At 73.5% G+C, this 25,735-nt stretch carries 20 protein-coding genes, 1 tRNA gene, 1 other RNA gene, 1 pseudogene and 1 riboswitch; of the genes and pseudogenes, 19 read left to right on the forward strand and 4 right to left on the reverse strand.

What is annotated here, in order from left to right; genetic code table 11:
• The 3 genes and pseudogenes from ACFVVL_RS17435 to prfB all read left to right on the forward strand — a co-directional run.
• Positions 1-279 (forward strand): annotated as a pseudogene (locus ACFVVL_RS17435) (serine/threonine protein kinase); the annotation flags it as partial.
• Positions 280-502: 223 nt separating this feature from the next.
• A complete protein-coding gene (locus tag ACFVVL_RS17440) occupies positions 503-1,762 on the forward strand; it encodes a serine/threonine-protein kinase (protein WP_380297590.1) in 1,260 nt (419 codons plus the stop codon).
• Positions 1,763-1,853: 91 nt separating this feature from the next.
• Positions 1,854-2,963, forward strand: coding sequence for a peptide chain release factor 2 (prfB, locus tag ACFVVL_RS17445; protein ID WP_380297592.1), 1,110 nt, complete (start codon positions 1,854-1,856; stop codon positions 2,961-2,963).
• 168 nt (positions 2,964-3,131) lie between these two features.
• On the opposite strand, the gene ACFVVL_RS17450 is transcribed toward prfB, so the two are convergent.
• Positions 3,132-3,326, reverse strand: a complete 195-nt coding sequence (locus ACFVVL_RS17450) for a hypothetical protein (RefSeq protein WP_344325125.1) — start codon at positions 3,324-3,326, stop codon at positions 3,132-3,134.
• A 349-nt stretch (positions 3,327-3,675) separates the two neighbouring features.
• On the opposite strand from ACFVVL_RS17450, the gene ftsE reads away from it, so the two are divergent.
• The 8 genes from ftsE to ACFVVL_RS17490 all read left to right on the forward strand — a co-directional run bounded on the left by ftsE (position 3,676) and on the right by ACFVVL_RS17490 (position 12,750).
• Positions 3,676-4,365 carry a cell division ATP-binding protein FtsE gene (gene ftsE / locus ACFVVL_RS17455; protein ID WP_380297594.1) on the forward strand — a complete coding sequence of 230 codons (690 nt, stop codon included), beginning with the start codon at positions 3,676-3,678 and terminating at the stop codon, positions 4,363-4,365.
• 76 nt (positions 4,366-4,441) lie between these two features.
• Entirely contained in the window at positions 4,442-5,353 is a 912-nt protein-coding gene (gene ftsX / locus ACFVVL_RS17460; RefSeq protein WP_387676012.1) for a permease-like cell division protein FtsX, read from the forward strand.
• Positions 5,354-5,475: 122 nt separating this feature from the next.
• The gene (locus tag ACFVVL_RS17465) at positions 5,476-6,624 is read left to right on the forward strand and encodes a S41 family peptidase (protein ID WP_380297596.1); all 1,149 of its coding nucleotides are present in this window, start codon (positions 5,476-5,478) and stop codon (positions 6,622-6,624) included.
• A 44-nt stretch (positions 6,625-6,668) separates the two neighbouring features.
• Positions 6,669-7,145 (forward strand): SsrA-binding protein SmpB, encoded by a 477-nt coding sequence (smpB, locus tag ACFVVL_RS17470; protein ID WP_350544683.1) that lies wholly within the window; start codon positions 6,669-6,671, stop codon positions 7,143-7,145.
• An 87-nt stretch (positions 7,146-7,232) separates the two neighbouring features.
• Positions 7,233-7,614, forward strand: a transfer-messenger RNA (tmRNA) gene (gene ssrA / locus ACFVVL_RS17475).
• Between the two features lie 130 nt (positions 7,615-7,744).
• The gene (locus tag ACFVVL_RS17480; RefSeq protein WP_387676017.1) at positions 7,745-10,060 is read left to right on the forward strand and encodes a HelD family protein; all 2,316 of its coding nucleotides are present in this window, start codon (positions 7,745-7,747) and stop codon (positions 10,058-10,060) included.
• 377 nt (positions 10,061-10,437) lie between these two features.
• The gene (locus ACFVVL_RS17485; protein WP_387676020.1) at positions 10,438-11,910 is read left to right on the forward strand and encodes an NAD-dependent malic enzyme; all 1,473 of its coding nucleotides are present in this window, start codon (positions 10,438-10,440) and stop codon (positions 11,908-11,910) included.
• Between the two features lie 558 nt (positions 11,911-12,468).
• Positions 12,469-12,750, forward strand: coding sequence for an HU family DNA-binding protein (locus tag ACFVVL_RS17490; RefSeq protein WP_030308200.1), 282 nt, complete (start codon positions 12,469-12,471; stop codon positions 12,748-12,750).
• A gap of 76 nt (positions 12,751-12,826) precedes the next feature.
• Here the strand turns inward: ACFVVL_RS17490 and murA are convergent, their stop codons facing one another.
• Entirely contained in the window at positions 12,827-14,179 is a 1,353-nt protein-coding gene (gene murA, locus ACFVVL_RS17495) for a UDP-N-acetylglucosamine 1-carboxyvinyltransferase (RefSeq protein WP_380292851.1), read from the reverse strand.
• Positions 14,180-14,478: 299 nt separating this feature from the next.
• Between murA and ACFVVL_RS17500 the strand changes: the two genes are divergently transcribed.
• From ACFVVL_RS17500 to ACFVVL_RS17525, 6 genes are all read left to right on the forward strand, one after another.
• The gene (locus ACFVVL_RS17500) at positions 14,479-15,063 is read left to right on the forward strand and encodes a YqgE/AlgH family protein (protein WP_380292853.1); all 585 of its coding nucleotides are present in this window, start codon (positions 14,479-14,481) and stop codon (positions 15,061-15,063) included.
• An 82-nt stretch (positions 15,064-15,145) separates the two neighbouring features.
• Complete coding sequence (locus tag ACFVVL_RS17505) at positions 15,146-15,424, forward strand: DUF3039 domain-containing protein (RefSeq protein ID WP_380292855.1); 279 nt, start codon at positions 15,146-15,148, stop codon at positions 15,422-15,424.
• A 90-nt stretch (positions 15,425-15,514) separates the two neighbouring features.
• A complete protein-coding gene (locus ACFVVL_RS17510) occupies positions 15,515-17,122 on the forward strand; it encodes a beta-N-acetylhexosaminidase (protein ID WP_380292857.1) in 1,608 nt (535 codons plus the stop codon).
• Between the two features lie 320 nt (positions 17,123-17,442).
• Positions 17,443-18,309: an FAD binding domain-containing protein gene (locus ACFVVL_RS17515; protein WP_380292898.1), complete on the forward strand. Its 867-nt coding sequence runs from the start codon at positions 17,443-17,445 to the stop codon at positions 18,307-18,309.
• Positions 18,306-19,616 carry a 2Fe-2S iron-sulfur cluster-binding protein gene (locus ACFVVL_RS17520; protein ID WP_387676026.1) on the forward strand — a complete coding sequence of 437 codons (1,311 nt, stop codon included), beginning with the start codon at positions 18,306-18,308 and terminating at the stop codon, positions 19,614-19,616. The genes ACFVVL_RS17515 and ACFVVL_RS17520 overlap by 4 nt, the downstream gene beginning before the upstream one ends.
• Positions 19,613-21,940: a xanthine dehydrogenase family protein molybdopterin-binding subunit gene (locus tag ACFVVL_RS17525; RefSeq protein ID WP_380292861.1), complete on the forward strand. Its 2,328-nt coding sequence runs from the start codon at positions 19,613-19,615 to the stop codon at positions 21,938-21,940. Before ACFVVL_RS17520 ends, ACFVVL_RS17525 begins: the two co-directional genes overlap by 4 nt.
• 105 nt (positions 21,941-22,045) lie before the next feature.
• Here the strand turns inward: ACFVVL_RS17525 and ACFVVL_RS17530 are convergent.
• A tRNA-Cys gene (locus tag ACFVVL_RS17530) sits at positions 22,046-22,117 on the reverse strand.
• A 244-nt stretch (positions 22,118-22,361) separates the two neighbouring features.
• A riboswitch (guanidine-III (ykkC-III) riboswitch) is annotated at positions 22,362-22,427 on the forward strand.
• Positions 22,428-22,473: 46 nt separating this feature from the next.
• On the opposite strand from ACFVVL_RS17530, the gene ACFVVL_RS17535 reads away from it, so the two are divergent.
• Together ACFVVL_RS17535 and ACFVVL_RS17540 are read left to right on the forward strand one after the other, a co-directional pair.
• Positions 22,474-22,788: a DMT family transporter gene (locus tag ACFVVL_RS17535; protein WP_380292863.1), complete on the forward strand. Its 315-nt coding sequence runs from the start codon at positions 22,474-22,476 to the stop codon at positions 22,786-22,788.
• 94 nt (positions 22,789-22,882) lie between these two features.
• Positions 22,883-24,328 carry an MFS transporter gene (locus tag ACFVVL_RS17540; RefSeq protein ID WP_387676030.1) on the forward strand — a complete coding sequence of 482 codons (1,446 nt, stop codon included), beginning with the start codon at positions 22,883-22,885 and terminating at the stop codon, positions 24,326-24,328.
• Positions 24,329-24,365: 37 nt separating this feature from the next.
• Here the strand turns inward: ACFVVL_RS17540 and ACFVVL_RS17545 are convergent, their stop codons facing one another.
• Positions 24,366-25,616 (reverse strand): hypothetical protein, encoded by a 1,251-nt coding sequence (locus tag ACFVVL_RS17545; RefSeq protein ID WP_387676033.1) that lies wholly within the window; start codon positions 25,614-25,616, stop codon positions 24,366-24,368.
• Positions 25,617-25,735 lie beyond the last annotated feature (119 nt).

Genomic DNA, 25,735 nt, shown 5'->3' on the forward strand with positions numbered 1-25,735 from the left:
CCGCAGCACCGCGAGCCCCCGCAGCGCCGCGCCGAGCCGCCGCGCGAGGCGCCCCGCGAGGCGCCGCGCCGCGAGCCGCGCCCGCGCGGCCGCAACCGGATGTACATCCCGGGCCTGGGCTGCCTGAAGGGCTGCCTGATGGTCCTGCTGGTGCTGGCGCTGGCCGTGGTGGCGCTGTGGAACTTCACCCCGCTGCCGGAGTACTGGGCCGAGGTCCAGGACTGGTTCTCCAGCGCGAAGGACTGGGCGACGAACCTGTTCGACAGCGCGAAGAACTGACGGGCCGGACCCCGGGGACCCCGCGCGGGGTCCCCGGGGCCGGACCTCGCGGTGATATTGACGCTTTGTCGACAATTCACGAGAATTCCCGCCGTCCGGTACCCGCCAGGCGCCCTCAGGCGGCCCGCGGAGGGCGGTCGGGCGCGTAGGTTGGTCGCTGTTGTCCCGCCCCACCGAGCGCCCCGGACCCTCCCGGAGCGCTCCCGCCGCCCACGGAGCAGCATTGGCACGCAAGATCGGCAGCCGCTACACCGTCCACCAGGTGATCGGCCGGGGCTCGGCCGGGACGGTCTGGCTGGGCGAGGGCCCGGACGGTCCGGTCGCGGTCAAGCTGCTGCGCGAGGACCTGGCCGCCGACCAGGTGCTGGTCGGGCGCTTCGTCCAGGAACGCGCCGCGCTGACCGGCCTGGACCACCCCCGGGTGGTCGGCGTGCGCGACATGGTCGTCGACGGCAGCGACCTCGCCCTGGTGATGGAGCTCGTCCAGGGCACCGACCTGCGCTCCCGGCTGGAGCGCGACGGCGCGCTGCCCCCGCAGCTCGCCGCCTCGGTCATCGCCGACGTCGCCGACGGCCTGGCCGCCGCGCACGCGGCCGGCATCGTGCACCGGGACGTCAAGCCGGAGAACGTCCTGCTCGACCTCTCCGCCGCCCCCGGCCCCGGCGGCGCCCCGCGCGCCAAGCTGACCGACTTCGGCGTGGCCCGGCTGGTGGACGCCCCGCGCCGCACCCGCGCCACCCGGATCATCGGCACCCCCGACTACCTCGCCCCCGAGATCATCGAGGGCCTGGAGCCGCGCGCCGCCGTCGACATCTACGCCCTCGCCACCGTGCTCTACGAGCTGCTGGCCGGCTTCACCCCGTTCGGCGGCGGCCACACCGGCGCCGTGCTGCGCCGGCACGTCACCGAGCAGGTGCCGCCGATCCCCGGCCTGCCCGACGGCCTGTGGCGGATCATCGCCGAGTGCCTGGCCAAGGCCCCCGCCTCCCGGCTGCGCGCCGCCGAGCTGGCCTCCCGGCTGCGCGAGCAGCTGCCCGCCCTGGCCGGGCTGCCGGTGCTGGCCGTCCCGCAGCAGGGCCGGGCGCCCGTCGAGGAGCAGCTGACCCCGGGCGAGGCGGTGTACGCCGAGGTGGACGCCGCCCCCGGCACCCACAAGCGCCGCCGCGGCCCGGCCGTCCCGCTGGTGCCCGGCATCGCACCGGACTCCACCCGGGACACCCACACCAGCCTGCGCCGCCCCTCCGCGCACGAGCTGGCCTCCTACGCGGCCGAGTCGCGGGCCCAGCGCACCGCCCCGGGCGCGGGCCACCGCCGGGACCGCCAGGCGCTGCTGCGCCGCCGCCGGGTGCTGGCCGTGCTGCTGGCGGTGGTCCTGCTGCTGGCCGGCGCCGCCGCGGCCTGGACCGCCTTCGCGGCCACCGCCCCGGACCCCGGCTCCGGCTCCCGCCCGGCCACCGTCTCCACGGCGCCACGGGCCCCGTAGCGGGCCCGTCGGGGGCCCGCCGGCGGGTCGTGTGCGCCCCGGACGCCCCCGCGGTCGTCAGAAGCCCCCCGGGAACCATTACCCTGGGGGCGTGGCAGCCGTCGATCCTTCCGAAGAGCTCAAGAACCTCGAAACGACCATGGGGTCGATCGAGGCCGTCCTCGACCTGGACAAGATCCGGGCCGACATCGCGCGCCTGGAGGAGGAGGCAGCCGCCCCCGACCTGTGGGACGACGTCGCGAACGCGCAGAAGGTGACCAGCAGGCTCTCCTTCCTCCAGGGCGAACTGCGCAGGGTCGAGGGCCTGCGCGGCCGCATCGAAGACCTGGGCGTCCTGTTCGAGCTGGCCGAGGCCGAGGACGACGCGGACACCCGCGCCGAGGCCGAGGCCGAGCTGACGTCCGTCGCCAAGGCGGTCGAGGAGCTGGAGGTCCGCACCCTCCTGTCGGGCGAGTACGACGCCCGCGAGGCGCTGATCAACATCCGCGCCGAGGCCGGTGGCGTGGACGCCGCCGACTTCGCCGAGCAGCTGATGCGCATGTACCTGCGCTGGGCCGAGCGGCACGGGTACCCCACCGAGGTGTACGACACCTCGTACGCGGAGGAGGCCGGCATCAAGTCCGCGACCTTCACCGTCAAGGCCCCGTACGCCTACGGCACCCTCTCGGTCGAGCAGGGCACGCACCGCCTGGTCCGCATCTCCCCGTTCGACAACCAGGGCCGCCGGCAGACCTCGTTCGCCGGTGTCGAGGTGCTCCCGGTCGTCGAGCAGTCCGACCACGTCGACATCGACGAGTCGGAGCTGCGCGTGGACGTCTACCGCGCCTCCGGCCCCGGCGGCCAGGGCGTCAACACCACCGACTCGGCGGTGCGCATCACGCACATCCCGACCGGCATCGTGGTGTCCTGCCAGAACGAGCGCTCGCAGATCCAGAACAAGGCGTCCGCGATGAACGTCCTCCAGGCCAAGCTGCTGGAGCGGCGCCGCCAGGAGGAGAAGGCGGCGATGGACGCGCTCAAGGACAGCGGCAGCTCCTGGGGCAACCAGATGCGCTCCTACGTGCTGCACCCGTACCAGATGGTCAAGGACGTCCGCACCGAGTTCGAGGTCGGCAACCCGCAGGGCGTGCTGGACGGCGACATCGATGGCTTCATCGAGGCCGGCATCCGGTGGAGGAAGCAGCGGGAAACCGCGAGCTGAGCGTGAGGACGCCGGTCTCGATGAACATCAAGCACAGCATCGAGGCCGGCATCCGGTGGCGCAAGCAGCGCGAGACCGCCGCGCAGTAGTCCGCGGTCCGCACAGGACGGAACGAAGGAAGGCCCCCGACCGGTTCACCGGTCGGGGGCCTTCCCGTGTACGTACGTCTCAGGCCAGCGCCTGCCGCGCGATCAGCGCCACCGCGAGCAGTCCGGCCAGCACGGCCAGCAGCATCGCGGGGGAGAGCGCGGCGAACGGGCCCTGCTGCTCCTGCAGCCGGGCCCGGGTGGCACGGCACGCGGGGCAGCGGCCCTCGCTGACGCGGCCGTTGCAGTGGGCGCACACCAGATGGTCGCAGGTCATGCGATCTCCTCCTCGCTGCTACTGCAAACGCACCGGACCGGGCCTTGGTTCCTTCTCGTGCCCTGTGCGGCGGAGCGGTCGTGCCCGACCGCACCCTCCACTGTGCCAGGTTCCGGGCGTTCCGGCCCCCGGGCTGTGAGATGGCTCCCAATTTTCGGGGCATACCAGGGCATTTTCCCCCGGCCCCCCGCCCCTGTCGCGGCCGGACCTGCGGGCCGGGCGCCCGTTCGCGTATGGTCCCAAGCCGGGAGCGGCCGTTCCGCTCCCCTCGCCCGCCCCGGGCCGGGCATGCCGAGGGGCGGACCGACCCAGGACTGGCGCCGCCTAGGATGGCCTCCGTGATGCAGCCGTGATCAGATTCGACAACGTCTCCAAGACCTATCCCAAGCAGAACCGTCCCGCCCTGGACAACGTCTCGCTGGAGATCGAGAAGGGTGAGTTCGTCTTCCTGGTCGGCTCGTCCGGCTCGGGCAAGTCCACCTTCCTGCGCCTGTGCCTGCGCGAGGAGCGCCCCAGCAGCGGCGAGGTGCACGTGCTGGGCAAGGACCTCGGCAAGCTGTCCAACTGGAAGGTGCCGCACATGCGCCGCCAGCTGGGCACCGTCTTCCAGGACTTCCGCCTGCTGCCCAACAAGACGGTCGCGCAGAACGTCGCCTTCGCACTGGAGGTCATCGGCAAGCCGAAGAGCGCCATCGGCAAGGTGGTGCCCGAGGTGCTCGACCTGGTCGGCCTCGGCGGCAAGGAGGACCGCATGCCGGGCGAGCTGTCCGGCGGTGAGCAGCAGCGCGTCGCGATCGCCCGGGCGTTCGTCAACCGCCCCATGCTGCTGATCGCGGACGAGCCCACCGGCAACCTCGACCCGCAGAACTCGGTCGGCATCATGAAGCTGCTCGACCGGATCAACCGCACCGGCACCACCGTGCTGATGGCCACCCACGACCAGGCCATCGTCGACCAGATGCGCAAGCGCGTCATCGAGCTCGACAAGGGGCTGCTGGTCCGCGACCAGGCCCGCGGCGTCTACGGGTACCAGCACTGACCGCTCGGCGCTGACCCCGTGGGCCGCCCGCCCGCCTCGCCCGACCAGCAGTACCGACCCTGGAGTTGTTGAACGCATGCGCGCCCAGTTCGTCCTGTCGGAGATCGGTGTGGGTCTCCGCCGCAACCTGACGATGACCATCGCGGTCGTCGTCAGCGTCGCGCTCTCCCTCGCCCTCGCCGGTGCCTCCCTCCTGGTCCGCGACCAGGTCAACTCGATGAAGGGGTACTGGTACGACAAGGTCGAGGTGAGCATCTACTTCTGCACCAAGGCCGATGCCCGCAACTCGCCCCAGTGCGACAGGGGCGCGGCCACCGACCAGCAGATCGCCGACATCAAGACCCAGCTCGACAAGATGGACTCGGTGGTGCAGTCCTCGACCTTCGAGAACTCCGCCGAGGCGTACAAGCACTGGAAGGAGATGAACCCGGACAACCCGCTCATCTCCGTCCTCGGCCCGGAGGCCATCCCGCAGTCGTGGCGGGTGAAGCTCAAGGACCCGACCAAGTACGACGTCATCCAGAGCGCCTTCGCCGGCAAGCCCGGCGTGAAGTCGGTCGAGGACCAGCGCAAGATCCTGGAGAACCTCTTCGGCCTGCTGAACGGCCTCCAGACGGCGGCCTTCGTCATCATGGTGCTGATGCTCTTCGTCGCCCTGCTGCTGATCGTCAACACCGTCCGGGTGTCGGCGTACAGCAGAAGGCGCGAGACCGGCATCATGCGCCTGGTCGGCGCCTCGAACTTCTACGTGCAGATGCCGTTCATCGCGGAGGCCGCGTTCTCCGCGCTGCTCGGTGCGGTGATGGCCTCCGGCCTGCTGCTCGGCGGCCACTTCTTCGTCCAGAACTGGCTCGCCGAGCGGGTGCAGTTCATCCACTTCATCGGCCTGTCCTCGGTGCTGGCGGTGATACCGCTGCTGGTCGTGGTGGGTATGGGCATGGCCGGCATCGCGGCCTTCTTCACCCTCCGCAAGTACCTCAAGGTCTGAGTCCGCGACGACCCGGACGGCCCCGGCGGCCCCGGACGGCACTGCGCCGTCCGGGGCCGCCGGCGTTCCGCCGCCACCGCTTCCGGGCTGCGGCGTTTCCGGGAGGTTCTAGACTCCGGTCCATGCCCGTCACTCCCCGCGCGGTACGTCAGGTGGCCACCCTCAGCCTGGTGTTCGGCGTGGTCCTGCTGGCCGGGGCCGCCACCGGCGCCTGGGGCGAGCCCGGCGCGACGCCGCGTCCGCCGTCCGCCGACACCGCCCGGGCCGCCGCCGCGACCATCGGCGCCGGCCAGGACCCGGCCGGCGCCGACCTCTCCGAGCAGCAGGCCGAGCACCTGATCGGTGCCACCGGCGACCGCTGGGGCGCGTACTACAGCGCCCAGGAGTACGCCGAGTTCAGCCAGGGCCTGGACGGCCGCTACCTCGGCGTGGGCCTGTCCGTGGGCCGCGGCGAGGACGGCGTCACCACCGTCTCCCAGGTGCTGACCGCAGGCCCGGCCGCGGCCGCCGGGATCGCGGTGGGCGACCGGCTGTTGCGGATCGGCGACGACCCGGCGGACCGGCTGCCGGTCACCGAGGTGGTCGCCCGGCTGCGCGGACGCGAGGGCGCCGAGCGCCGGCCCGGCTCGGAGGTGGTCCTGGCCGTGCAGCGCGAGGAGGGCGAGGAGCGCGAGGTCCGGCTGCGCCGCGCCCTGCTGGACAGCCAGCAGGTGACCGTGGAGCACCTGGCGGGCGGCGCGGTGCGGATCGCGGTGCGGGCCTTCACCTCCGGCGTGGCCGAGCAGGTGCGCGCCGCCGTGCGCGGCGCACGGGCCGGTGTGGTGCTCGACCTGCGCGGCAACTCCGGCGGGCTGGTCGACGAGGCGGCCGGCACCGCCGGGGTCTTCCTGGACGGCGGCCCGGTCGGCTCGTACCAGGACCGCGGCGGCACCCGGGAACTGACCGCCCCGCCCGGCGGCGACCAGCGCACCCCGCTGGTGGTGCTGGTCGACGGCGGCACGATGAGCGCCGCCGAACTGCTCACCGGGGCCCTCCAGGACCGCGGCCGGGCCGTGGTGGTGGGCGGGCGGACCTTCGGCAAGGGCACCGTCCAGCAGCCCAGCCGGCTCGCCGACGGCGCGGTGCTGGAGCTGACCGTCGGCCGCTACTACACCCCGGCCGGCCGCTCCCCGGAGGGCACCGGACTGGCCCCGGACGTCCCGGCGGACGCCTCCGAGGACGCCGCGGCGCTCGCCCTGCGGGTCCTGGCCGGTCTCGGGACCCGTGCGTAAAGGGGCTGCTCGGCACGGGGCGGAGGTGCGAGAATGACCGCGCTATGGCAAAGGAAACCGGACACAAGCTGATCGCGCAGAACAAGAAGGCGCGACACGAGTACACCATCCTCGACACCTACGAGTGCGGTCTCGTGCTCACCGGCACGGAGGTGAAGTCACTGCGCGAGGGGCGGGCCAACCTGGTCGACGGCTACGCCTACATCCAGAACCACGAGGCGTGGATCGACAACGTCTTCATCCCCGAGTACACCCAGGGGACGTGGACCAACCACGCGGCCCGGCGCAAGCGCAAGCTGCTGCTGCACAAGCTGGAGATCCGCAAGATCGAGACGAAGGTCCGGGACGCCGGCCACACCCTCGTCCCGCTCTCGCTCTACTTCAAGGACGGCCGGGTGAAGCTCGAACTGGCGCTCGCGGTCGGCAAGAAGCTGTACGACAAGCGGCAGACCCTGCGCGAGAAGCAGGACACCCGCGAGACGGCGCGCGCCGTGGCGGCCGCCCGGCGACGCCAGCGTTAATCGGCTGGACCCTCGCTGGTCGCCTCGCGTACCATGGGCCCAGCACCACGGACGGGAGACCGTCCGCGCTGTTTCTCAACAAAACATGGGGATGATCGGTTTCGACAGGGGATGTTGAAACAGGGGAAGCGAGCCGAGGAACGCGGCAATGATCTCGTTAACCACGTGTCGCAAAAAAATAATCGCCAACTCTAAGCGCGATTCCCAGCAGTTCGCTCTCGCTGCCTAATAAGCACCGATAGCGCTTGGGTGTCAGACCGGGGGGTTCCCGACCCGGACCCTGGCATAATCTAGGGAACTCAACCGTCCGCCCGGGCTGCGGGGGCGGATGGGAAATCAAACAGCAGCTGGGCCTGTTGGCGGCTTGTCCGTGTGACCGCCAGGGCCGAGAAAAGCACAGCGGACTGCGCTCGGAGAAGCCCTGAATTGACTCCACTGGACCCGGGTTCGATTCCCGGCATCTCCACCACCCCATGTTGACAGTGTGAAGGCCGTCCACCGCGTTGCGGAGGGCGGCCTTCACGTTTCCCTCGGCCGGGGCGTAGGATCGTCCGTCCGCTCGTTTCCCGGAGCCGGATTCCGCCGCAACCACCGAGGCCATGCAGAGCAACACGGACACCAGCACCACGGACACCGCCGCCACCGACCACGAGACCGTGCGCGAGCGCGAGATCGCCGGCGAGCAGCGTCACCTCGACACCGTCTACCGGCGGCTGGAGGAGAAGCTCGCCGAGGCCGAGTACATCCTGGAGGACGCCGCCAAGCGCGTGCACGTCGGCACCCCCGGCGCGCTCGCCGAGCGCGACGCCCAGGTGTACCGGGCCGGCGCCCACCTCCAGCGGCTCAACAACGAGTTCGAGGACTTCCTGTTCGGCCGCATCGACCTCCAACGGGCCGACGCCCCGGAGGAGCACGGCATCCCCTCCAACACCCCGCTCGACCCGGCCGACCCGGCCGTCGCCGAGACCCTGCACATCGGCCGGCTCGGGGTGCTGGACGCCGAGTACGGTCCGCTGGTGATCGACTGGCGGGCCCCGGCCGCGGCGCCGTTCTACCGCTCCACCCCGCTGGAGCCCGGCCGGGTCGTCCGGCGCCGGGTGATCCGCTCCAAGGGCCGCAAGGTGATCGGCGTCGAGGACGACCTGCTGCGTCCCGACCTCACCCCCACCCTGGACGGCGAGGAACTGGCGGTGGTCGGCGACGGCGCGCTGATGGCCTCGCTCGGCCGGGCCCGCAGCCACTCGATGCGCGACATCGTCTCCTCCATCCAGCGGGAGCAGGACGAGGTGATCCGCGCCGCCGCGGCCGGGGCCACCCTGGTCACCGGCGGCCCCGGCACCGGCAAGACCGCGGTGGCGCTGCACCGGGCGGCCTTCCTGCTCTACCAGGACCGCCGCCGCTACGCGGGGGGCATCCTGGTGGTCTCGCCGACCCCGCTGCTGGTCTCCTACACCGAGGGCGTGCTGCCCTCGCTCGGCGAGGAGGGCCAGGTCGCCATCCGCGCGGTCGGCTCGCTGGTCGACGGCATCGAGGCCGGCACCTACGACACCCCGGAGGCGGCCCGGATCAAGGGCTCGGCCCGGATGGTCCAGCTGCTGCGCCGGGCCGCCCGGGCCGCGCTGGAGCTGGGCGCGCCGCAGGAGCTGAAGGTGGTCGCCCGCGGCGAGGTGCTGAAGCTGGACGCGGGCCGGCTCAAGGCGGTGCGCGGCAACGTCGTCGGCTCCGGCGGCACCCCGCTCAACCTGCTGCGCCCGCGCGCCCGCCGGCTGCTGCTGGACGCGCTGTGGCAGCAGGCCACCCGGCACCTGCCCAGGCCCGCCGACCACTACGCCCGCGAGCAGCGCCAGGAGGAGAAGGAGGCCTTCGACGAGTACGTCTCCGACGAGGCGCCGTTCCTGGACTTCCTGGACGCCTGGTGGCCCGCGGTCACCCCGCGCCGGGTGCTCGGCACCCTGAAGCACGCCCGGCACATCAACCGGATCGCCCGCCGCGCGGTCACCCCCGACGAGGCGAGGGTGCTGGCGGCCTCCTGGCGGCACCTGTCGCAGCGCGGTGAGGGCGCGCTGTCGGCGCACGACGTGGCGCTGGTGGACGAACTGCAGGTGCTGCTCGGCGAGCCGGCCCGCCCGAAGGTCCGCGAGGTGGACGCGGTGGACCTGCTGAGCGGCCTGGAGGAGGTCACCACCTTCGCCGACCGCTCCGCCCGGCAGCGCGAGCGCGTGCCCGTGGAACGGGTCGAGTACGCGCACGTGATCGTCGACGAGGCGCAGGACCTCACCCCGATGCAGTGGCGGATGATCGGCCGCCGCTCCCGGATGGCCACCTGGACCATCGTCGGCGACCCGGCGCAGTCCTCCTGGCCGTTCCCGGAGGAGGCGAAGGCCGCGCTGGACGAGGTGCTCTCCGGCAAGCCGCGCCGCCGCTTCACGCTGACCGTGAACTACCGCAACCCCGCCGAGATCGCCGAGGTGGCGGCCAAGGTGCTGGCGCTGGCCGCGCCGGGCACGCCGTCGCCGAGCGCGGTGCGCCGGGTGGGCGTCGAGCCGCGCTTCGCGGCCGTCACCGACCCCTCGCCGGAGGCCTTCGGCGCGGGCGCCCGGGCCGAGCTGGAGCGGCTGCTCGGCGAGGTGGACGGCACGGTGGCCGTGGTGGTGCCGATGGACCGGCGGGCCGAGGCGGCGGGCTGGGCCGAGGGGCTGGGCGACCGGGTGGTGGCGCTGGGCAGCCTGGAGGCCAAGGGCCTGGAGTACGACGCGACCGTGGTGGCCGACCCGACCGGGATCGCCGGCGAGTCGGAGGCGGGCCTGCGGGTGCTGTACGTGGCGCTGACCCGGGCGACCCAGCGGCTGACCGTGCTGTCCGGTCCGGACGACCTGCCGGACGCGGCCGGGGTGCCCGCGCTGCTGCGCGACTGACGCCGGGGCCGGGGGCGTGCGGCCGGGCCGCACGCCCCCGGCCGGGCGCGACCACGGCGCGTGACCACGGCGAAGGCCCCCCACCCGGCGGGTGAGGGGCCTTCAGAAGCTACGACACCGACCCGCCATGCTCGCCTCGCGGCAAGTGGTCCCTCGAAGGGACGAAGGTTGGGCCCGGGGGCTTGGATCGAGCCGGTGTCCCGTCCAATGTAACGCATCGGGCCGTGGAGGCAAGAAGTTGTCGGGTCCGCACACTCAATGAACGTTATTTCTGACTACGCCCCGGTTGGTGCGACCATCGATGTCTAGCATGCGCAAGCGAGGGACTTCAACGAACTGTTGACCTCGTGGACGGACGGACGGAAGAAGGAACGTCGATGGCGACGGTGCCCAGTGTCTCGAACTCGATCACGGTGCGGCTGGAGGTGCCGGCCAGAGGCAACGCCGTCAGCGCGATCACCACGGCCGTGGAGTCCTCCGGGGGCTCGGTGACCGGCCTCGACGTGACCGCCTCCGGTCTGGAGGCGCTGCGGATCGACGTGACGGTGGCCGCCTCCTCGGTGGCGCACGGCGAGGAGATCGTCGAGAAGCTCCGGGCGATCGACGGCGTCACCATCGGCAAGGTCTCGGACCGCACCTTCCTGATGCACCTCGGCGGCAAGATCGAGATGTCCTCGAAGCTGCCGATCCGCAACCGTGACGACCTCTCGATGATCTACACCCCGGGTGTCGCCCGGGTCTGCATGGCGATCGCCGAGAACCCCGAGGACGCCCGCCGCCTCACCATCAAGCGCAACAGCGTCGCGGTGGTCACCGACGGCTCCGCCGTGCTGGGCCTGGGCAACATCGGCCCGGCCGCCGCGCTGCCGGTCATGGAGGGCAAGGCGGCCCTGTTCAAGCGCTTCGCCGGGATCGACGCCTGGCCGATCTGCCTGGACACCCAGGACACCGACGAGATCGTCGCCATCGTCAAGGCGATCGCCCCGGGCTTCGCCGGCATCAACCTGGAGGACATCTCCGCGCCGCGCTGCTTCGAGATCGAGGCCCGGCTGCGCGAGGCCCTGGACATCCCGGTCTTCCACGACGACCAGCACGGCACCGCGATCGTGGTGCTGGCGGCGCTGATGAACGCGCTCAAGGTGGTCGGCAAGGAGATCGGCGACATCCGGGTCGTGATGTCGGGCGCCGGCGCCGCCGGGACCGCGATCCTCAAGCTGCTGATGGCGGCGGGCGTCGAGCACGCCACCGTGGCGGACGTGAGGGGCGTGGTCCACGAGGGCCGCGACGACCTCAACGACAGCCTGCGCTGGATCGCCGAGCACACCAACCGCTCGGGCCGCACCGGCAGCCTCAAGGAGGCCGTGGCCGGCGCCGACGTCTTCATCGGCGTCTCCGCCCCGAACGTGCTGGACGGCGACGACCTGGCCACCATGGCCCCGGACGCGATCGTCTTCGCGCTGGCCAACCCGGACCCGGAGGTCGACCCGGCGGTGGCCCGGCAGACCGCCGCGGTGGTCGCCACCGGCCGCAGCGACTTCCCGAACCAGATCAACAACGTGCTGGTCTTCCCCGGCGTCTTCCGCGGCCTGCTGGACGCCCAGAGCCGCACCGTCAACACCGAGATGATGATCGCCGCCGCCCGGGCCCTGGCCGCCACCGTCGGCGACGACGAGCGCAACCCGAACTACATCATCCCCAGCGTGTTCCACAAGGACGTCGCCAAGACCGTCGCCGCCGCCGTCCGGGAGGCCGCCCTGGCCGCCGCCTCGGAGGAGCCCGCTCCGGCCCGCCCGACCCCGGGCATCGTCGGCACGCTCGACACCGCCTCCTTCCCGGCCGTGAAGCTCTGACGCCGGACCGCGCCGCCGGATCCCTGCGCCGGACCCGGCGGCACGCCCCCGCGGCGGCCGGTCGCGATGTGTCGCGGATCGGTCAAATGTCCGATTAGCGGTCGTACCCGCCCGTTCCCGCCCCGAACCCTTGCGACACAAGGGCGAGGGGCGTGTTTGGGCTTGTCGGACCTAGGGCGTACGGTAGCCCTGCACGGGGCAGGCGTGTCCGACAAGTACGGAACGTCCCCCTGGTCTTCCGGCGCGTCCTCCCGACCGCCGCCCGCGCCCGGTCCGCCGGAGCCGACGGAGCGTCACACCTCCGGCGGGCGGGCGCTGTTCGGGTCGTGCCGCCGGGGCCCGATTGGCATTCTCGGGGCCGGTCGGGGCAGGATTCGTATCCGGGCAGGCAGGCGGGCCTTCGACGGCACGGCGCGCGGCACTGGGTGCGGACCCGGCTCGCGACCACGCATTGCCTGCATGAGCACAGTGTGCGGACCTGCGGCCCATCCGGGTGCCCCCGGTGGGAGCACCGATGGGCCCCCGTACACCGCAAGCGAACAGACCACAGGAGTACACATGAACCGCAGTGAGCTGGTGGCGGCGCTGTCCGAGCGCGCCGAGGTGACCCGCAAGGACGCCGACGCCGTTCTGGCCGCCTTCGCCGAGATCGTCGGCGAGGTCGTCGCCAAGGGCGACGAGAAGGTCACCATCCCCGGTTTCCTGACCTTCGAGCGCACCCACCGTGCCGCTCGCACCGCCCGCAACCCGCAGACCGGCGAGCCGATCCAGATCCCCGAGGGCTACAGCGCCAAGGTCAGCGCCGGCTCCAAGCTGAAGGAAGCCGCCAAGGGCGCCTGAACCACCCCTTGAACGCCCGGGAGGCCGGGTCCCCGTCGCGGGGGCCCGGCCTCTCGCCGTCGGCGGAGGGCGCCGGTCAGGCGTCGACCAGTTCCTCGCTGGACCGCTCGCTCGGCAGCTCGACGTGGGCGCCGAGGTCGCGCAGCTTGTCCATGAAGTTCTCGTAGCCGCGGTTGATCAGGTCGATGCCGTGCACGGTCGAGGTGCCCTCGGCCGCCAGCGCCGCGATCAGGTAGGAGAAGCCGCCGCGCAGGTCCGGGATGACCAGCTCGGAGCCGATCAGCTTGGACGGGCCGGAGACCACCGCGGAGTGCAGGAAGTTGCGGGCGCCGAAGCGGCACGGGGTGGCGCCCAGGCACTCGCGGTAGAGCTGGATGTGCGCGCCCATCTGGTTCAGCGCGCCGGTGAAGCCCAGCCGCGACTCGTACACCGTCTCGTGCACGATGGACAGCCCGGTCGCCTGGGTCAGCGCGACCACCAACGGCTGCTGCCAGTCGGTCTGGAAGCCGGGGTGCACGTCGGTCTCCAGCGCGATCGCCTTGAGCTCGCCGCCCGGGTGCCAGAACCGGATGCCCTCGTCGTCCACCTCGAAGGCGCCACCGACCTTCCGGAAGGTGTTGAGGAAGGTCATCATCTCCAGCTGGCGGGCGCCGCGGACGTAGATGTCGCCCTTGGTGGCCAGCGCCGCGCAGGCCCAGGAGGCCGACTCCAGGCGGTCCGGCAGCGCCCGGTGGGTGTAGCCGTCCAGCTCGTCGACGCCGGTGATCAGGATGGTGCGGTCGGTGCCCAGGGTGATGATCGCGCCCATCTTCTGCAGCACGCAGATGAGGTCGACGATCTCCGGCTCGATGGCCGCGTTGCGCAGCTCGGTGACGCCCTCGGCGAGCACCGCGGTCAGCAGCACCTGCTCGGTCGCGCCGACCGAGGGGTAGGGCAGCTCGATCTTGGTGCCGCGCAGCCGCTGCTGGGCGACCAGGTAGGTGCCCTGCGGGTGCTTCTCGATGGTGGCGCCGAACTGGCGGAGCACCTCGAAGTGGAAGTCCACCGGGCGCCCGCCGATGTCGCAGCCGCCCAGGCCCGGGATGAAGGCGTGGCCGAGGCGGTGCAGCAGCGGGCCGCAGAACAGGATCGGGATGCGCGAGGAGCCGGCGTGCGCGTCGATGTCGGCGACGTTGGCGCTCTCCACGTGCGAGGGGTCGAGGATCAGCTCGCCCTCCTCGTCCCCGGTGCGCACGGTGACGCCGTGCAGCTGGAGCAGCCCGCGGACCACCTTGACGTCGCGGATGTCCGGGACGTTGCGCAGTCTGCTGGGACCCTGCCCGAGCAGGGCGGCGACCATGGCCTTGGGCACCAGGTTCTTCGCACCGCGGACGCGGATCTCGCCTTCGAGCGGGTTTCCGCCGTGGACCAGCAGGACGTCGTCGGTCATCGTTCTCGCAATCCGGGGTGCCAGAGGAGTGGGTGGGGCTCGGCGACGAGCCATGCGGTGGAACGGTTGCACGGGCGCGTCGGGCCCCCGGCGTGACCGAATCGGCACCGTGGACGGGCGTCCACCATCAGTAGATGGTAGTGGTCGTGCCGATGGTTCCCGTGAGCCTCTCCCGTGATGGTGCTCTCCCCGGGCCGCGCGGCGCGCGCCGGTGCGTCCGTACGGGTGTTCGCGGCGCATTCCCCGGCCCGCCGGTTTTCGGGTGTCCGCCGCCGGGGGTTCTGCGGGATCATGTGGGCATGACGGCGGCCCATTCGCACGCAGGCCGGTCCCACACCGGCCGTCTGCTCGTCGCGACGCCCGTGCTCACCGACCCGAACTTCGCCCGGGCGGTGGTGCTCCTCCTCGACCACGACGCCGAGGGGGCGCTCGGCGTCGTCCTGAACCGGCCGACCCCGGTGGAGGTCGGCAGCGTGCTGGACGGCTGGGGCGTGCTGGTCGGCCGGCCGGCGGTGGTGTTCCAGGGCGGGCCGGTGGCCCTGGACTCGGCGCTCGGCCTGGCGGTGGCGCCGGGGGAGCCGGGCACCGGGGAACCGCTCGGCTGGCGGCGGGTGCATGGCGCGATCGGCCTGGTGGACCTGGAGGCGCCGCCCGAGGTGCTGGCCGGCGAGCTCGGCGCGCTGCGGATCTTCGCCGGGTACGCGGGCTGGGCGCCGGGACAGCTGGAGACGGAGATCTCCACCGGGGCCTGGTACCTGGTGGACTGCGAGCCGGGGGACATCTCCAACCCCGAGCCGGAGCGGCTCTGGCGCGCGGTGCTGCGCCGCCAGCGCGGTCCGCTGGCCCTGCTGGCGAGCTACCCGGACGACCCGACGCTCAACTGAGGCGGCCGCCGCACGCGGCATGACACGGGCCGGGGCCGCGACACTGGCCCGGTCTCGCGGGGCGCCCATAGACTTGGCACCCATGAGCACTCTTGAGCCCGAGCGCGGCCTCGGCACCGGCACCCTGGTCGAGCCCGTCCCGCAGGTGTCCCACGGGGACGGCGACCACGAGCGCTTCGCGCACTACGTCCAGAAGGACAAGATCATGGAGAGCGCCCTCTCCGGATCCCCCGTGGTGGCGCTCTGCGGCAAGGTGTGGGTGCCCGGGCGCGACCCGAAGAAGTACCCGGTCTGCCCGATGTGCAAGGAGATCTACGACGGCATCGGCAAGCCGCAGGGCGGCGACGACAAGGACAAGTAGGCCGTTCCGCTCCTCGCACCGCCGTTTTGCATAGCGCGGCGATTGCCGGGTGGTCTATGCCAGTCGTCCGGGTCGGGGGAGGATGGCGCAATGGACCTCATTCCCGCCCCCGTGAGTTCCGTCCGCCTCCCGGACCAGGACTTCCCGCTCGACTCGACGACCACCCTGACCGCGCCGCCGGAACTGGCCGGGGCCGAACGGTGGCTGCGTTCCTCGCTGACCGCCGCCACCGGCCTGCCGCTCGCCCCCGGGCGGCCCGGTGAGGGAGTCGAACTGGTCCACGACGACGCGCTGGCCGCGGAGGCGTACCGGCTCTCGGTGCGCCCCGGCCACGCCGTGATCACCGCCGGCGGCCCGGCCGGTGCGCTCTGGGGTGCCCAGACGCTGCGCCGGCTGCTCGGTCCGGACGCCTACCGGCGCGCCCCGCTGCGCTCGGAGTGGGTGCTGCCCGGCGTGGACATCGAGGACGCGCCCCGGTTCGGCTGGCGCGGCGCGCTGCTGGACGTCGCCCGGCACTTCCTGCCCAAGGCCGACGTGCTGCGCTTCGTCGACCAGCTGTCCGCGCACAAGCTGAACGTGCTGCACCTGCACCTGACCGACGACCAGGGCTGGCGGGTGGAGATCAAGCGCTACCCGCGGCTCACCGAGGCGGCCTCCTGGCGCGAGCGCTCGATGGTCGGCTACCGGGCCGCCCAGCGCCGCGACGACCGCCCGCACGGCGGCTTCTACACCCAGGCCGACCTGCGCGAGATCGTCGCCTACGCGGCCGAGCGGGGCATCACGGTGGTGCCCGAGATCGAGCTGCCGGGCCACACCCAGGCCGTCGTGGCCGCCTACCCCGAGCTGGGCAACACCGACGTGGTGGACACCTCGGCGCTCGGCGTGTGGACCGACTGGGGCGTCAGCCACAACGTGCTCAACGCCTCCGAGGCCACCCTGCGGTTCTTCGAGGGGGTGCTGGAGGAGGTCCTGGAGCTCTTCCCGTCCGAGTTCATCCACCTCGGCGGCGACGAGTGCCCCAAGGAGCAGTGGAAGGACAGCGCCGCCGCGCAGGCGCGGATGCGCGAGCTGGGCCTGGCCAACGAGGACGAGCTGCAGAGCCACATCATCCGGCACTTCGACCGCTGGCTGGCCGAGCGCGGCCGGCGGCTGATCGGCTGGGACGAGATCCTGGAGGGCGGCCTGGCCCCCGGCGCCGCCGTGTCGTCCTGGCGCGGCTACGGCGGCGGGATCGCCGCCGCCGAGGCCGGGCACGACGTGGTGATGTGCCCGGAGCAGCACGTCTACCTCGACCACCGGCAGGCGCCGGGCGAGGACGAGCCGATCCCGGTCGGCTTCGTGCGCACCCTGGAGGACGTCTACCGGTTCGAGCCGGTGCCGCCCCAGCTCGACGAGGCCGCGGCCCGCCGGGTGATCGGCACCCAGGCGAACGTGTGGAGCGAGTTCATGCACAGCGCCCGGGACATCGACTACCGGGTCTTCCCGCGGCTCGTGGCCTTCGCCGAGGTCGCCTGGTCGGCGCTGCCCACCGACCCGGCCGCGCGCGACTTCGCCGGCTTCGAGCGGCGGATGGCGGGCCACCTGGAGGTGCTGGACGCGCTCGGCATCGAGTACCGCCCGGCGGCCGGTCCGCACCCGTGGCAGACCTGGCCCGGCGTCCAGGGACGGCCGATCGAGGGGCTTCCGCCGGTCGTCTGACGGCACGCCGGGGGCGGACGGACGTCGCGCACGGGAACTTCCGAACGGGCGTCGGACGTCAAGAACAGATGAACATCCGACCCGGTCCGCCACGGACCGGGTCGGATACCGCCCGGTATCGGTCCCAATCGGGCAGTACCGTTCGCCCGTCCCGAAATGATCATCGAGCATTGTGTGCCAGAGTTGCCCAACCCGGCCCGATCGCCCGTACCCTACGGGCCAGGCCGGGCTGCCGGAGCGGACACCCGGTCCAGGGCCGCGGGCGGCAGGCGATCGATGAGCAAGTGGAGCACGGTGGGACCCAGGTGAACCGGACGATCATGCTGCCGGCCTCCCTCGACGAGGCCGTCGAAGCGCTGGCCGCTCACCCGGCCGCGGTGCCGGTGGCCGGCGCCACCGACCTGATGGAAGCCGTCAACGCCGGGCGCCTGCGCCCCGCCTCCCTGGTGGGCCTCGGCCGGATCACCGAACTGCGCGGCTGGCGCTACGAGGACGGCGGCACCGCCGTGCTGGGCGCCGGGCTCACCCACGCCCGGATGGACCGCCCCGACTTCGCCGCGCTCATCCCCGCGCTCGCCGACGCCGCCCGCACCGCGGGCCCCCCGCAGGTGCGCAACGTCGGCACCCTCGGCGGCAACATCGCCACCGCCGCCCCAGCCGGCGACACCCTCCCGGTGCTCGCCGCACTGGAGGCCAGCGTCACCCTCGCCCGGGCCGGCGCCACCCGCGAGGTCCCGGTCAGCCACCTGCTCACCGGCCTCGACCCGCTGCGCCCCGGCGAGCTGCTCACCTGGGTGCGCGTCCCGCTGCTGCACGCCCCGCAGGTGTTCCTCAAGGCCACCGGCCGCAGCGGCCCGGCCCGCGCCACCGCCTCGGTGGCGCTCGTCCTCGACCCCGCCCGGCGCGCTGTGCGCTGCGCCGTCGGCGCCGTCGCCCCGGTGCCGCTGCGGCCGCTGGAGGCCGAGGCCTGGGTGGCCGGCTGCATCGACTGGGACGGCTCGCGGGAGATCGACCCCGCCGCGACCGCCGCCTTCGGCGACTACGTGGCCGCCGCCTGCGTCCCCGACGGCTACGGCGCGGAGGGCGCCTGGGAGGCCGTCACCGAGGGGCCGAGCGCGGCCGCCGTCCGTCTGCGGCGTACCGTAGCCGTGCTGGCCCGCCGGGCACTGGGAAGGGCGCTCAAGTGACCACAGACCACCCCATCGAGGCCCTGGACGCGGGGCTGCTCGACCACGCGCACGACCACGCGCCGCAGGTCAGCCGCGAGCTGCGGCCGACCACCTCGTACACCCTGCGGGTCAACGGCTTCGAACGGCCCGTCAGCGACGCCTGGATCGGCGAGAGCCTGCTCTACGTGCTGCGCGAGCGGCTCGGCCTGGCCGGCGCCAAGGACGGCTGCGAGCAGGGCGAGTGCGGGGCCTGCTCGGTGCAGGTCGACGGGCAGCTGGTGGCCGGCTGCCTGGTGCCCGCCGCGCTGGCGCAGGACAGCGAGATCAACACCGTCGAGGGCCTGTCGGCCGGCGGCGGCGCCAGCGACGTCCAGCAGGCGCTGGCCGAGTCCGGCGCGGTGCAGTGCGGCTACTGCGTGCCCGGCCTGGCGATGGCCGTGCACGACCTGCTCCAGCGCAACCACCGGCCCACCGAGGTCGAGGCGCGCCAGGCGCTGTGCGGCAACCTCTGCCGGTGCACCGGCTACCGGGGCGCGCTGGCCGCCGTGCAGAGCGTCGCCGACGCGCGCGCGGCGGAGGCCGAGGCGGACGCCGCGTCCGCCGCCGAGGAGGGCGACCGGGCCGCCGCGGCCCCCGCCCCCGTCCCCGCCCCCGTCCCGGACCAGGCCCCCGCCGCCGCGCCCGGGCCCGCCGCGGACGAGCCCGCGACCGCCGCCGACCTGCCGGTGTACACCGACGGCGACGCCTGGATCGAGCACGTCCCGCAGCCGCCCGCCGGGCCGGCCGCCCCCGCCCCCGGCGCGCCGTACGGCACCCCCGACGGCCCGGGCGGCTACGACAGCGGGGTGTACGACACCACCGTGCTGGCCCCGGTCCGGGACGTCCCGGCGCCGCCGGCCGACGGCTCCACCGGCTTCCACCCGGCCCACCCCGGCGCCCCGTACCCGGCGGACACCACCCCGGCGCACGGCACCTACCTGCCCGGGACCGGCTACCCCGGGGCGGCCGGCCACCCGCAGCAGCCCGGTTACGACCGGGCCCGCGCCTACGACGGTCCGGTCTACGACGGCCAGGCCTACGACGGACCGGTCTACGAGACCCCGGCCGCCGGCACCCCCGCGCACGGCACCCCGCTCCCGGGCTACGACACGGCCGGCTACCCGCAGCAGCCCGGCCACGACGGCGGCACCCCCGCCCACGGCACGCCGTACATCCCCACGCCCCCGCACGGCGTCCCGGCCGAGGGCACCGCCCCCGCCGGCGTCCCGTACGGCGCCACCCCCGCCCACGGCATCCGGCTCCCCGAGGACGACCACGCATCATGACGTCGCCTACCGACATCGGCGCAGCACTCCAGCAGGACGGCGACGCGGGCGGCACGACGGAGCCGTTCGGCCTGGGCAGCTCCCCGCTGCGCAGCGACGCCCTGCCCAAGGCGCTCGGCATCTACCCGTACGCCGCCGACCTGTGGGCCGAGGGCCTGCTGTGGGGCGCGGTGCTGCGCTCGCCGCACCCGCACGCGCGCATTCGCGGCATCGACACCTCGGCCGCGCTGGCCCTGCCCGGCGTGCACGCCGTGGTCACCGCCGCCGACCTGCCGGCCGGCCCCGACGGCCTGCCGGACGGCGCGCCGACCGGCCCGATCGTCGCCGACCGTCCGGTCCTCGCCGCCGGGGTGGTCCGCCACCACGGCGAGCCGGTGGCCGCGGTCGCCGCCGACCACCCCGACACGGCCCGGCTCGCGGTCGGCCTGATCACCGTCGACTACGAGCCGCTGGACGCCGTCACCGACCCCGAGCAGGCCTTCACCGCTCCGCCGCTGCACCCGGACGGCAACCTCTTCCGCCACCTGCCGCTGCGCACCGGCGACCCGGAGGCGGCCGGCGAGATCGTCGTCGAGGGCCTGTACCAGGTCGGCCGCCAGGACCCGGCGCCGCTGGGCGCCGAGGCGGGCCTGGCCGTGCCGCGCCCGGACGGCGGGGTCGAGCTGCACCTGTCCTCCACCGACCCGCACGGCGACCGCGACCGCACCGCCGCCTGCCTGGGCCTGGAGCCGGACCGGGTGCGGCTGGTGGTCACCGGCGTGCCCGGCGCCACCTCCGACCGCGAGGACCCGTCCTTCCAGGTCACCCTGGCGCTGCTGGCGCTGCGCACCGGCCGCCCGGTGAAGATGACGCTCACCCGCGAGGAGTCCTTCCACACCCACGCCTCGCGCCACCCGGCGCTGCTGCGCTACCGCCACCACGCGGACGCCGAGGGCCGGCTGGTGAAGGTCGAGGCGCAGATCCTGCTGGACGGCGGCGCCTACGCCGACGTCTCGGCCGAGGCGCTGGCCGCCGCGACCGCCTTCTCGGTCGGCCCGTACAACTGCCCCAACGTCTTCGTGGACGCCTGGGCGGTGCGCACCAACAACCCGCCGGCCGGCCGGATGCGCGGCGAGGGCGCGGTGCAGGCGTGCTTCGCCTACGAGTCGCAGCTGGACCAGCTGGCCGCCCGGGTCGGCATCGACCCGGTGGAGGTCCGCCGCCGCAACGTGATGGCGACCGGCGACCCGCTGCCCACCGGACAGGCCGTCACCTGCCCCGCCCCGGTGGGCGCGCTGCTGGAGGCCGTCGCCGCCGAGCCGCTGCCGGCGCTGCCGGTGGACGACCCGGACGCCGAGTGGCTGCTGCCGGGCGGGCCCGGCGGCGCCGGGGACCCGGCCGCGGTGCGGCGCGGCATCGGCTACGCGCTGGGCATGGTGCACATGCTGGGCGCCGAGGGCGAGGACGAGGTCGCCACCGCGACCGTGCGGGTGAGCGGCGACCACGCCACCGTGATCTGCGCCGCGGTCGACGCCGGCCAGGGCTTCGCCACGCTCGCCCGGCAGATCGTGCAGAGCGTGCTGGGCGTCGGCGAGGTGTACATCGCCCCGGCCGACAGCGACCAGTCGGTGGCCGGGCCGTCCGCCCGCGGCCGGCACACCTGGGTGTCCGGCGGCGCGGTCGAGCGGGCCGCGCTGATGGTCCGCCACCAGCTGCTCCAGCCGATCGCCGCGAACTTCGGGATGTCGGCGGAGCTGCTGCAGATCGCCGACGGCAAGATCACCTCGTACGACGGGGTGCTCGGCATGCCGGTGGCCGAGGCCCTGGAGGGCAAGGAGCTCTGGGCGACCGCGCAGTGCCGCCCGCACCCGACCGAGCCGCTGGACGAGGCGGGGCAGGGCGACGCCTTCGTCTCCATCGCGTTCTGCGCGATGCGCGCGGTGGTCGACGTGGACATCGAGCTGGGCGCGGTCCGGGTGGTCGAGGTGACGGTGGCCCAGGAGGTCGGCCGGGCGCTGAACCCGCGGCAGATCGAGGACCGGATCGAGGCCGGGGTCGCCCAGGGCGTCGGGCTGGCGCTGCTGGAGGACCTCCGCACCGAGGGCGGTCTGCTGGCCAACCCCTCACTCACCGGCTACCGGCTGCCGACCGCGCTGGACACCCCGGAGATCCGGGTCGCCGCCCTGCTGGAGGAGCGCGACGTGGTGGCGCCGTTCGGGGCCAAGGCGGTCAGCGCGGTGCCGGCGGTGACGGCGCCGGCGGCGGTGGCCGCGGCGGTGCGCGCCGCCACCGGTCTGCCGGTGGGCCGGCTGCCGATCCGCCCGGAGGACGCCGTGACCGCCTGAGCGGCCGGTCCGGGAATTCGGCGGGAGGGCCCGCCGAATTCCCCGGGAAATGCATGACGAATTGCCGGTGGGCGCTTTTCGCGCCGACCGGCAATTCGCTTTCGGAGGCCATGACGGGAATCGAACCCGTGTACACCGCTTTGCAGGCGGTTCCCTCAACCACTCGGGCACACGGCCATGGGGGTGGAACTCGTGACAGGCTGGACTGCGGGGGCGCCTCAGGCGCGGCAGCAGCGACAGGCGCGACAACACAGGGGAGCGGGGGCGCAGGTGCGGGGCGCGGGGGCCGCCGTCTTCCTGTCCATGTCCGACTCCTGTCGTCGTTCGCCGTGTTGGTGAATTCAGTTTGGCGGAATGCCGGGCGGAACGTCAATATCCTTTTGTAAATTCCGTGTGGCGGGCTGTGTGCTACCGTCGGGGACAGGTGGTCCCGCGCGGGCCGCCCCGGACGAGCGCGTCGTACCCGGTCAGGACAAGACGGCGCAGTGACAGCGGCAACCCGGCCGCTGCCGACTGCGGAAGGTGCGACCGTCATGGCTTGGCTCGTTCTGGTTCTCTCCGGCCTCCTGGAGACCGTCTGGGCGGTTGCCCTGGAAGCCTCCAAGGGGTTCTCCCGGCTGGTCCCGACCGTGGTGTTCGGGGTGGCGCTGACGCTCTCGATGGGCGGACTGGCGTACGCGATGCGCTCGATCCCGATCGGCACCGGCTACGCGGTGTGGGTGGGCATCGGCGCGGTCGGCACCGCGCTCTACGGCATGGCGGTGCTGGGCGACGCGGTGACCCTGGCCCGGATCGGCTGCCTGCTGCTGATCGTCTCCGGCGTGGTGGGCCTCAAGGTGCTGCACTGACCCCGCACCGGCGAGGGCCTAGGTCCGTGGTCGGAGCCGGAATCCCGACCGGGGTCAGGGTTCAACGGCCCGGACGCGCCTTACGATCATACGTATGACCACAGCCTCCGCCGCCTCGGCCGACACCGGCACCGACCCCGTCCCGATACCGACCGACCCCGGCGGCGGGGTGCTGGGCGACCGCTTCCGGGCCCTGACCCTGGGCATCGTCTCGGTGGTCCTGGTGATCGCCTTCGAGGCGACGGCCGTCAACACCGCGATGCCGGTGGCCGCCCGCGAGCTGGACGGGCTCGGGCTGTACGCCTTCGCCTTCTCCGGCTACTTCACCACCACCCTGTTCGCGCTGGTCGTCTCCGGCCAGTGGTGCGACCGCAGCGGCCCGCTGCAACCGCTGTTCACCGGCATCGCGGTGTTCGGAGCGGGCCTGCTGGTGGCGGGGGCGGCGCCGGGGATGTGGATCTTCGTCGGCGGCCGGGCGATCCAGGGCCTCGGCGGCGGCCTGGTGATCGTCGCGCTCTACGTGGTGGTCGGGCGGGCCTACCCCGAACGGCTGCGGCCGTCGGTGTTCGCCGCCTTCTCCTCCGCCTGGGTGCTGCCGTCGATCGTCGGCCCGGTGGTCTCCGGCGCGGTCACCCAGCACCTCGGCTGGCGCTGGGTCTTCCTCGCCGTACCGGCGCTGATCCTGCTGCCGCTGGCCGTCATGGGCCCGGCGCTGCGCCGCTCGGAGAAGGAGCAGCCGGTGCTCAGGGGCGCCGCGTTCGACCGCCGCCGCACCGGGCTGGCCGCGATGGCCGCGCTCGGCGCCGGTCTGCTGCAGTACGCGGGCCAGCGGCTCGACCTCCTCGGCCTGCTGCCGGCCGTCGCCGGGGCGGCGCTGCTGCTCCCCGCGGTGCTCGGCCTGCTGCCGGCCGGGACGCTGCGGGCCGGGCGCGGACTGCCGACGGTGATCCTGCTGCGCGGGGTCGCGGCGGGGGCGTTCTTCGCGGCCGAGGCGTTCATCCCGCTGATGATGGTGACCGAGCGCGGACTGTCGCCGACGCTGGCCGGGCTCACCCTGACCAGCGGCGGGCTGTCCTGGGCGCTCGGCTCCTGGATCCAGGGCCGGCCGGGGGCCGAGCGGTACCGCACGCTGATGATCCGCGGCGGCTTCGTGCTGACCGCGGTGGCCATCGCGGGGGCCTCGCTGGTGCTCGTCCCGGCGGTGCCGGCCTGGGTGGCGGCGGTGGCCTGGGGCGTCGGCGGGATCGGCATGGGCCTGGCGGTCGCGAGCGTCAGCGTGCTGATGATGAAGCTGTCGACGCCGGAGGACGCCGGGGCCAACTCGGCCTCGCTCCAGGTGAGCGACGCGCTGGGCAACGTGCTGCTGGTGGGCCTGTCCGGGGTGCTGTTCGCGGCGCTGGGCGGCGGCTCGGTGGCCGCCGCCCACGACGGCGCCGCGGGCACCGGGTCGACCGGCGCGTTCGCGGTGATCTTCCTGACCATGACCGGGGTCGCGCTGCTCGGCGCGCTGGTCTCGGGGCGGGTCCGGAAGGCCGGCTGAGGCGCTGGCCGGCGGCGGGGGCCCGGCGGGCGGGGCGTCAGAAGCTCTCCCAGCCGCCGGCCGGGGCCTGGCCGGGGCCGAGGGTCTGCAGTTTGCGCAGCACCGCCGGGTCCTGGGCGTCCAGCCAGTCCACCAGTTGGCGGAAGGAGACCAGCCGGACCTCGGGCCGTCCGGCGATCGCCCCGAGCACCTCCTCGACGGCGTTCATGTAGATGCCGCCGTTCCACTCCTCGAAGTGGTTGCCGATGACGAACGGCGCGCGGTTGGTGGTGTAGGCGCGCTCGAAGCCCATCAGATAGGCGTCCCGGGCCTGGGTCTGGAAGCCGGGGTGGAGCGACGGGTCGGCCTTGGTGTTGCTGCCGCACTGGTTGAACATGATGTTGTAGTCCATCGACAGCACCTGGAAGGTGTGCCCGGGGAACGGGATGGACTGCAGCGGGAGGTCCCACAGCGCGCCGCCCTGGATCTTCTGCGGCCAGGTCTGAGTGCCGTTGCCGCTGCTGTCGTAGCGCCAGCCGCGCTTGACGGCGGTGGGCAGCAGGTTGCGCTGCCCCTCCAGGCAGGGGGTGCGGCTGCCGATCAGCTCCTTGCGGTAGTCGAACGGCAGCGCCGGCAGATCGGTGAAGCCGGTGTTGGTCCGCCAGTTCGTCACGAAGTCCATCGCCTGCTGGATCTCGCTGTCCCACTCCTCCGGGGACCACCTGCCGACGCCGGTGGCGCCGCAGAAGTGGCCGTTGAAGTGGGTGCCGATCTCGTGGCCCTCCGTCCAGGCGGCGTGCAGGTTCTCCAGGGTGTCGCGGATGTGCTGGTCGCTCAGGTAGCCGATGTCGGAGGCGCCGGCCTTGTGCTGCGGCGGGCGGTAGAGGTCCTTGCGGGACTCCGGCAGCAGGTAGAGGCCGCTGAGGAAGAAGGTCATCGAGGCGTTGTGCTCCCGGGCGAGCCGGCGGAACCGGGCGAACAGCCCGTTGTCGAGCTCGCCGGCGCCGTCCCAGGAGAAGACCACGAACTGCGGCGGGCGCCCGCCGGGCCGCAGCACGTCGGGCACGGGCTGGTGCGGCTGGGGGCCGGTGTCCGAGGTGGAGCCGTCGCCGATCAGGGTGACCGGGGGCTTGGCCGCCTCGGTCGGCACCACCGCGTGGTCCTCGGCCGGGGTGGCCGGTGCCGGCGCCGGGGCCGGAGTGGTCGCCTGCCCGTCGCCCGGGTCCCTCCGGGCCCCGCAGCCCGCCGCGAGGGCGGCGGCGCCGGCGGCGCCCGCGGCCAGCAGGGTGCGACGGGAGAGGGCGTCCATGGTCACTCCGTTCGTGGGGCGTGCGCGGGGCGGGGCACGGCAGGCGCGGCGCGCGGTCGTCCGGGCGGACCGGGGCCCGGTCGGACAAGTGCGGTGATAGGCCTGTGAACGGGGTCAGC

The organism is Kitasatospora sp. NPDC058115 (genome assembly GCF_042884635.1).
Taxonomy (GTDB): Bacteria; Actinomycetota; Actinomycetes; order Streptomycetales; family Streptomycetaceae; genus Kitasatospora.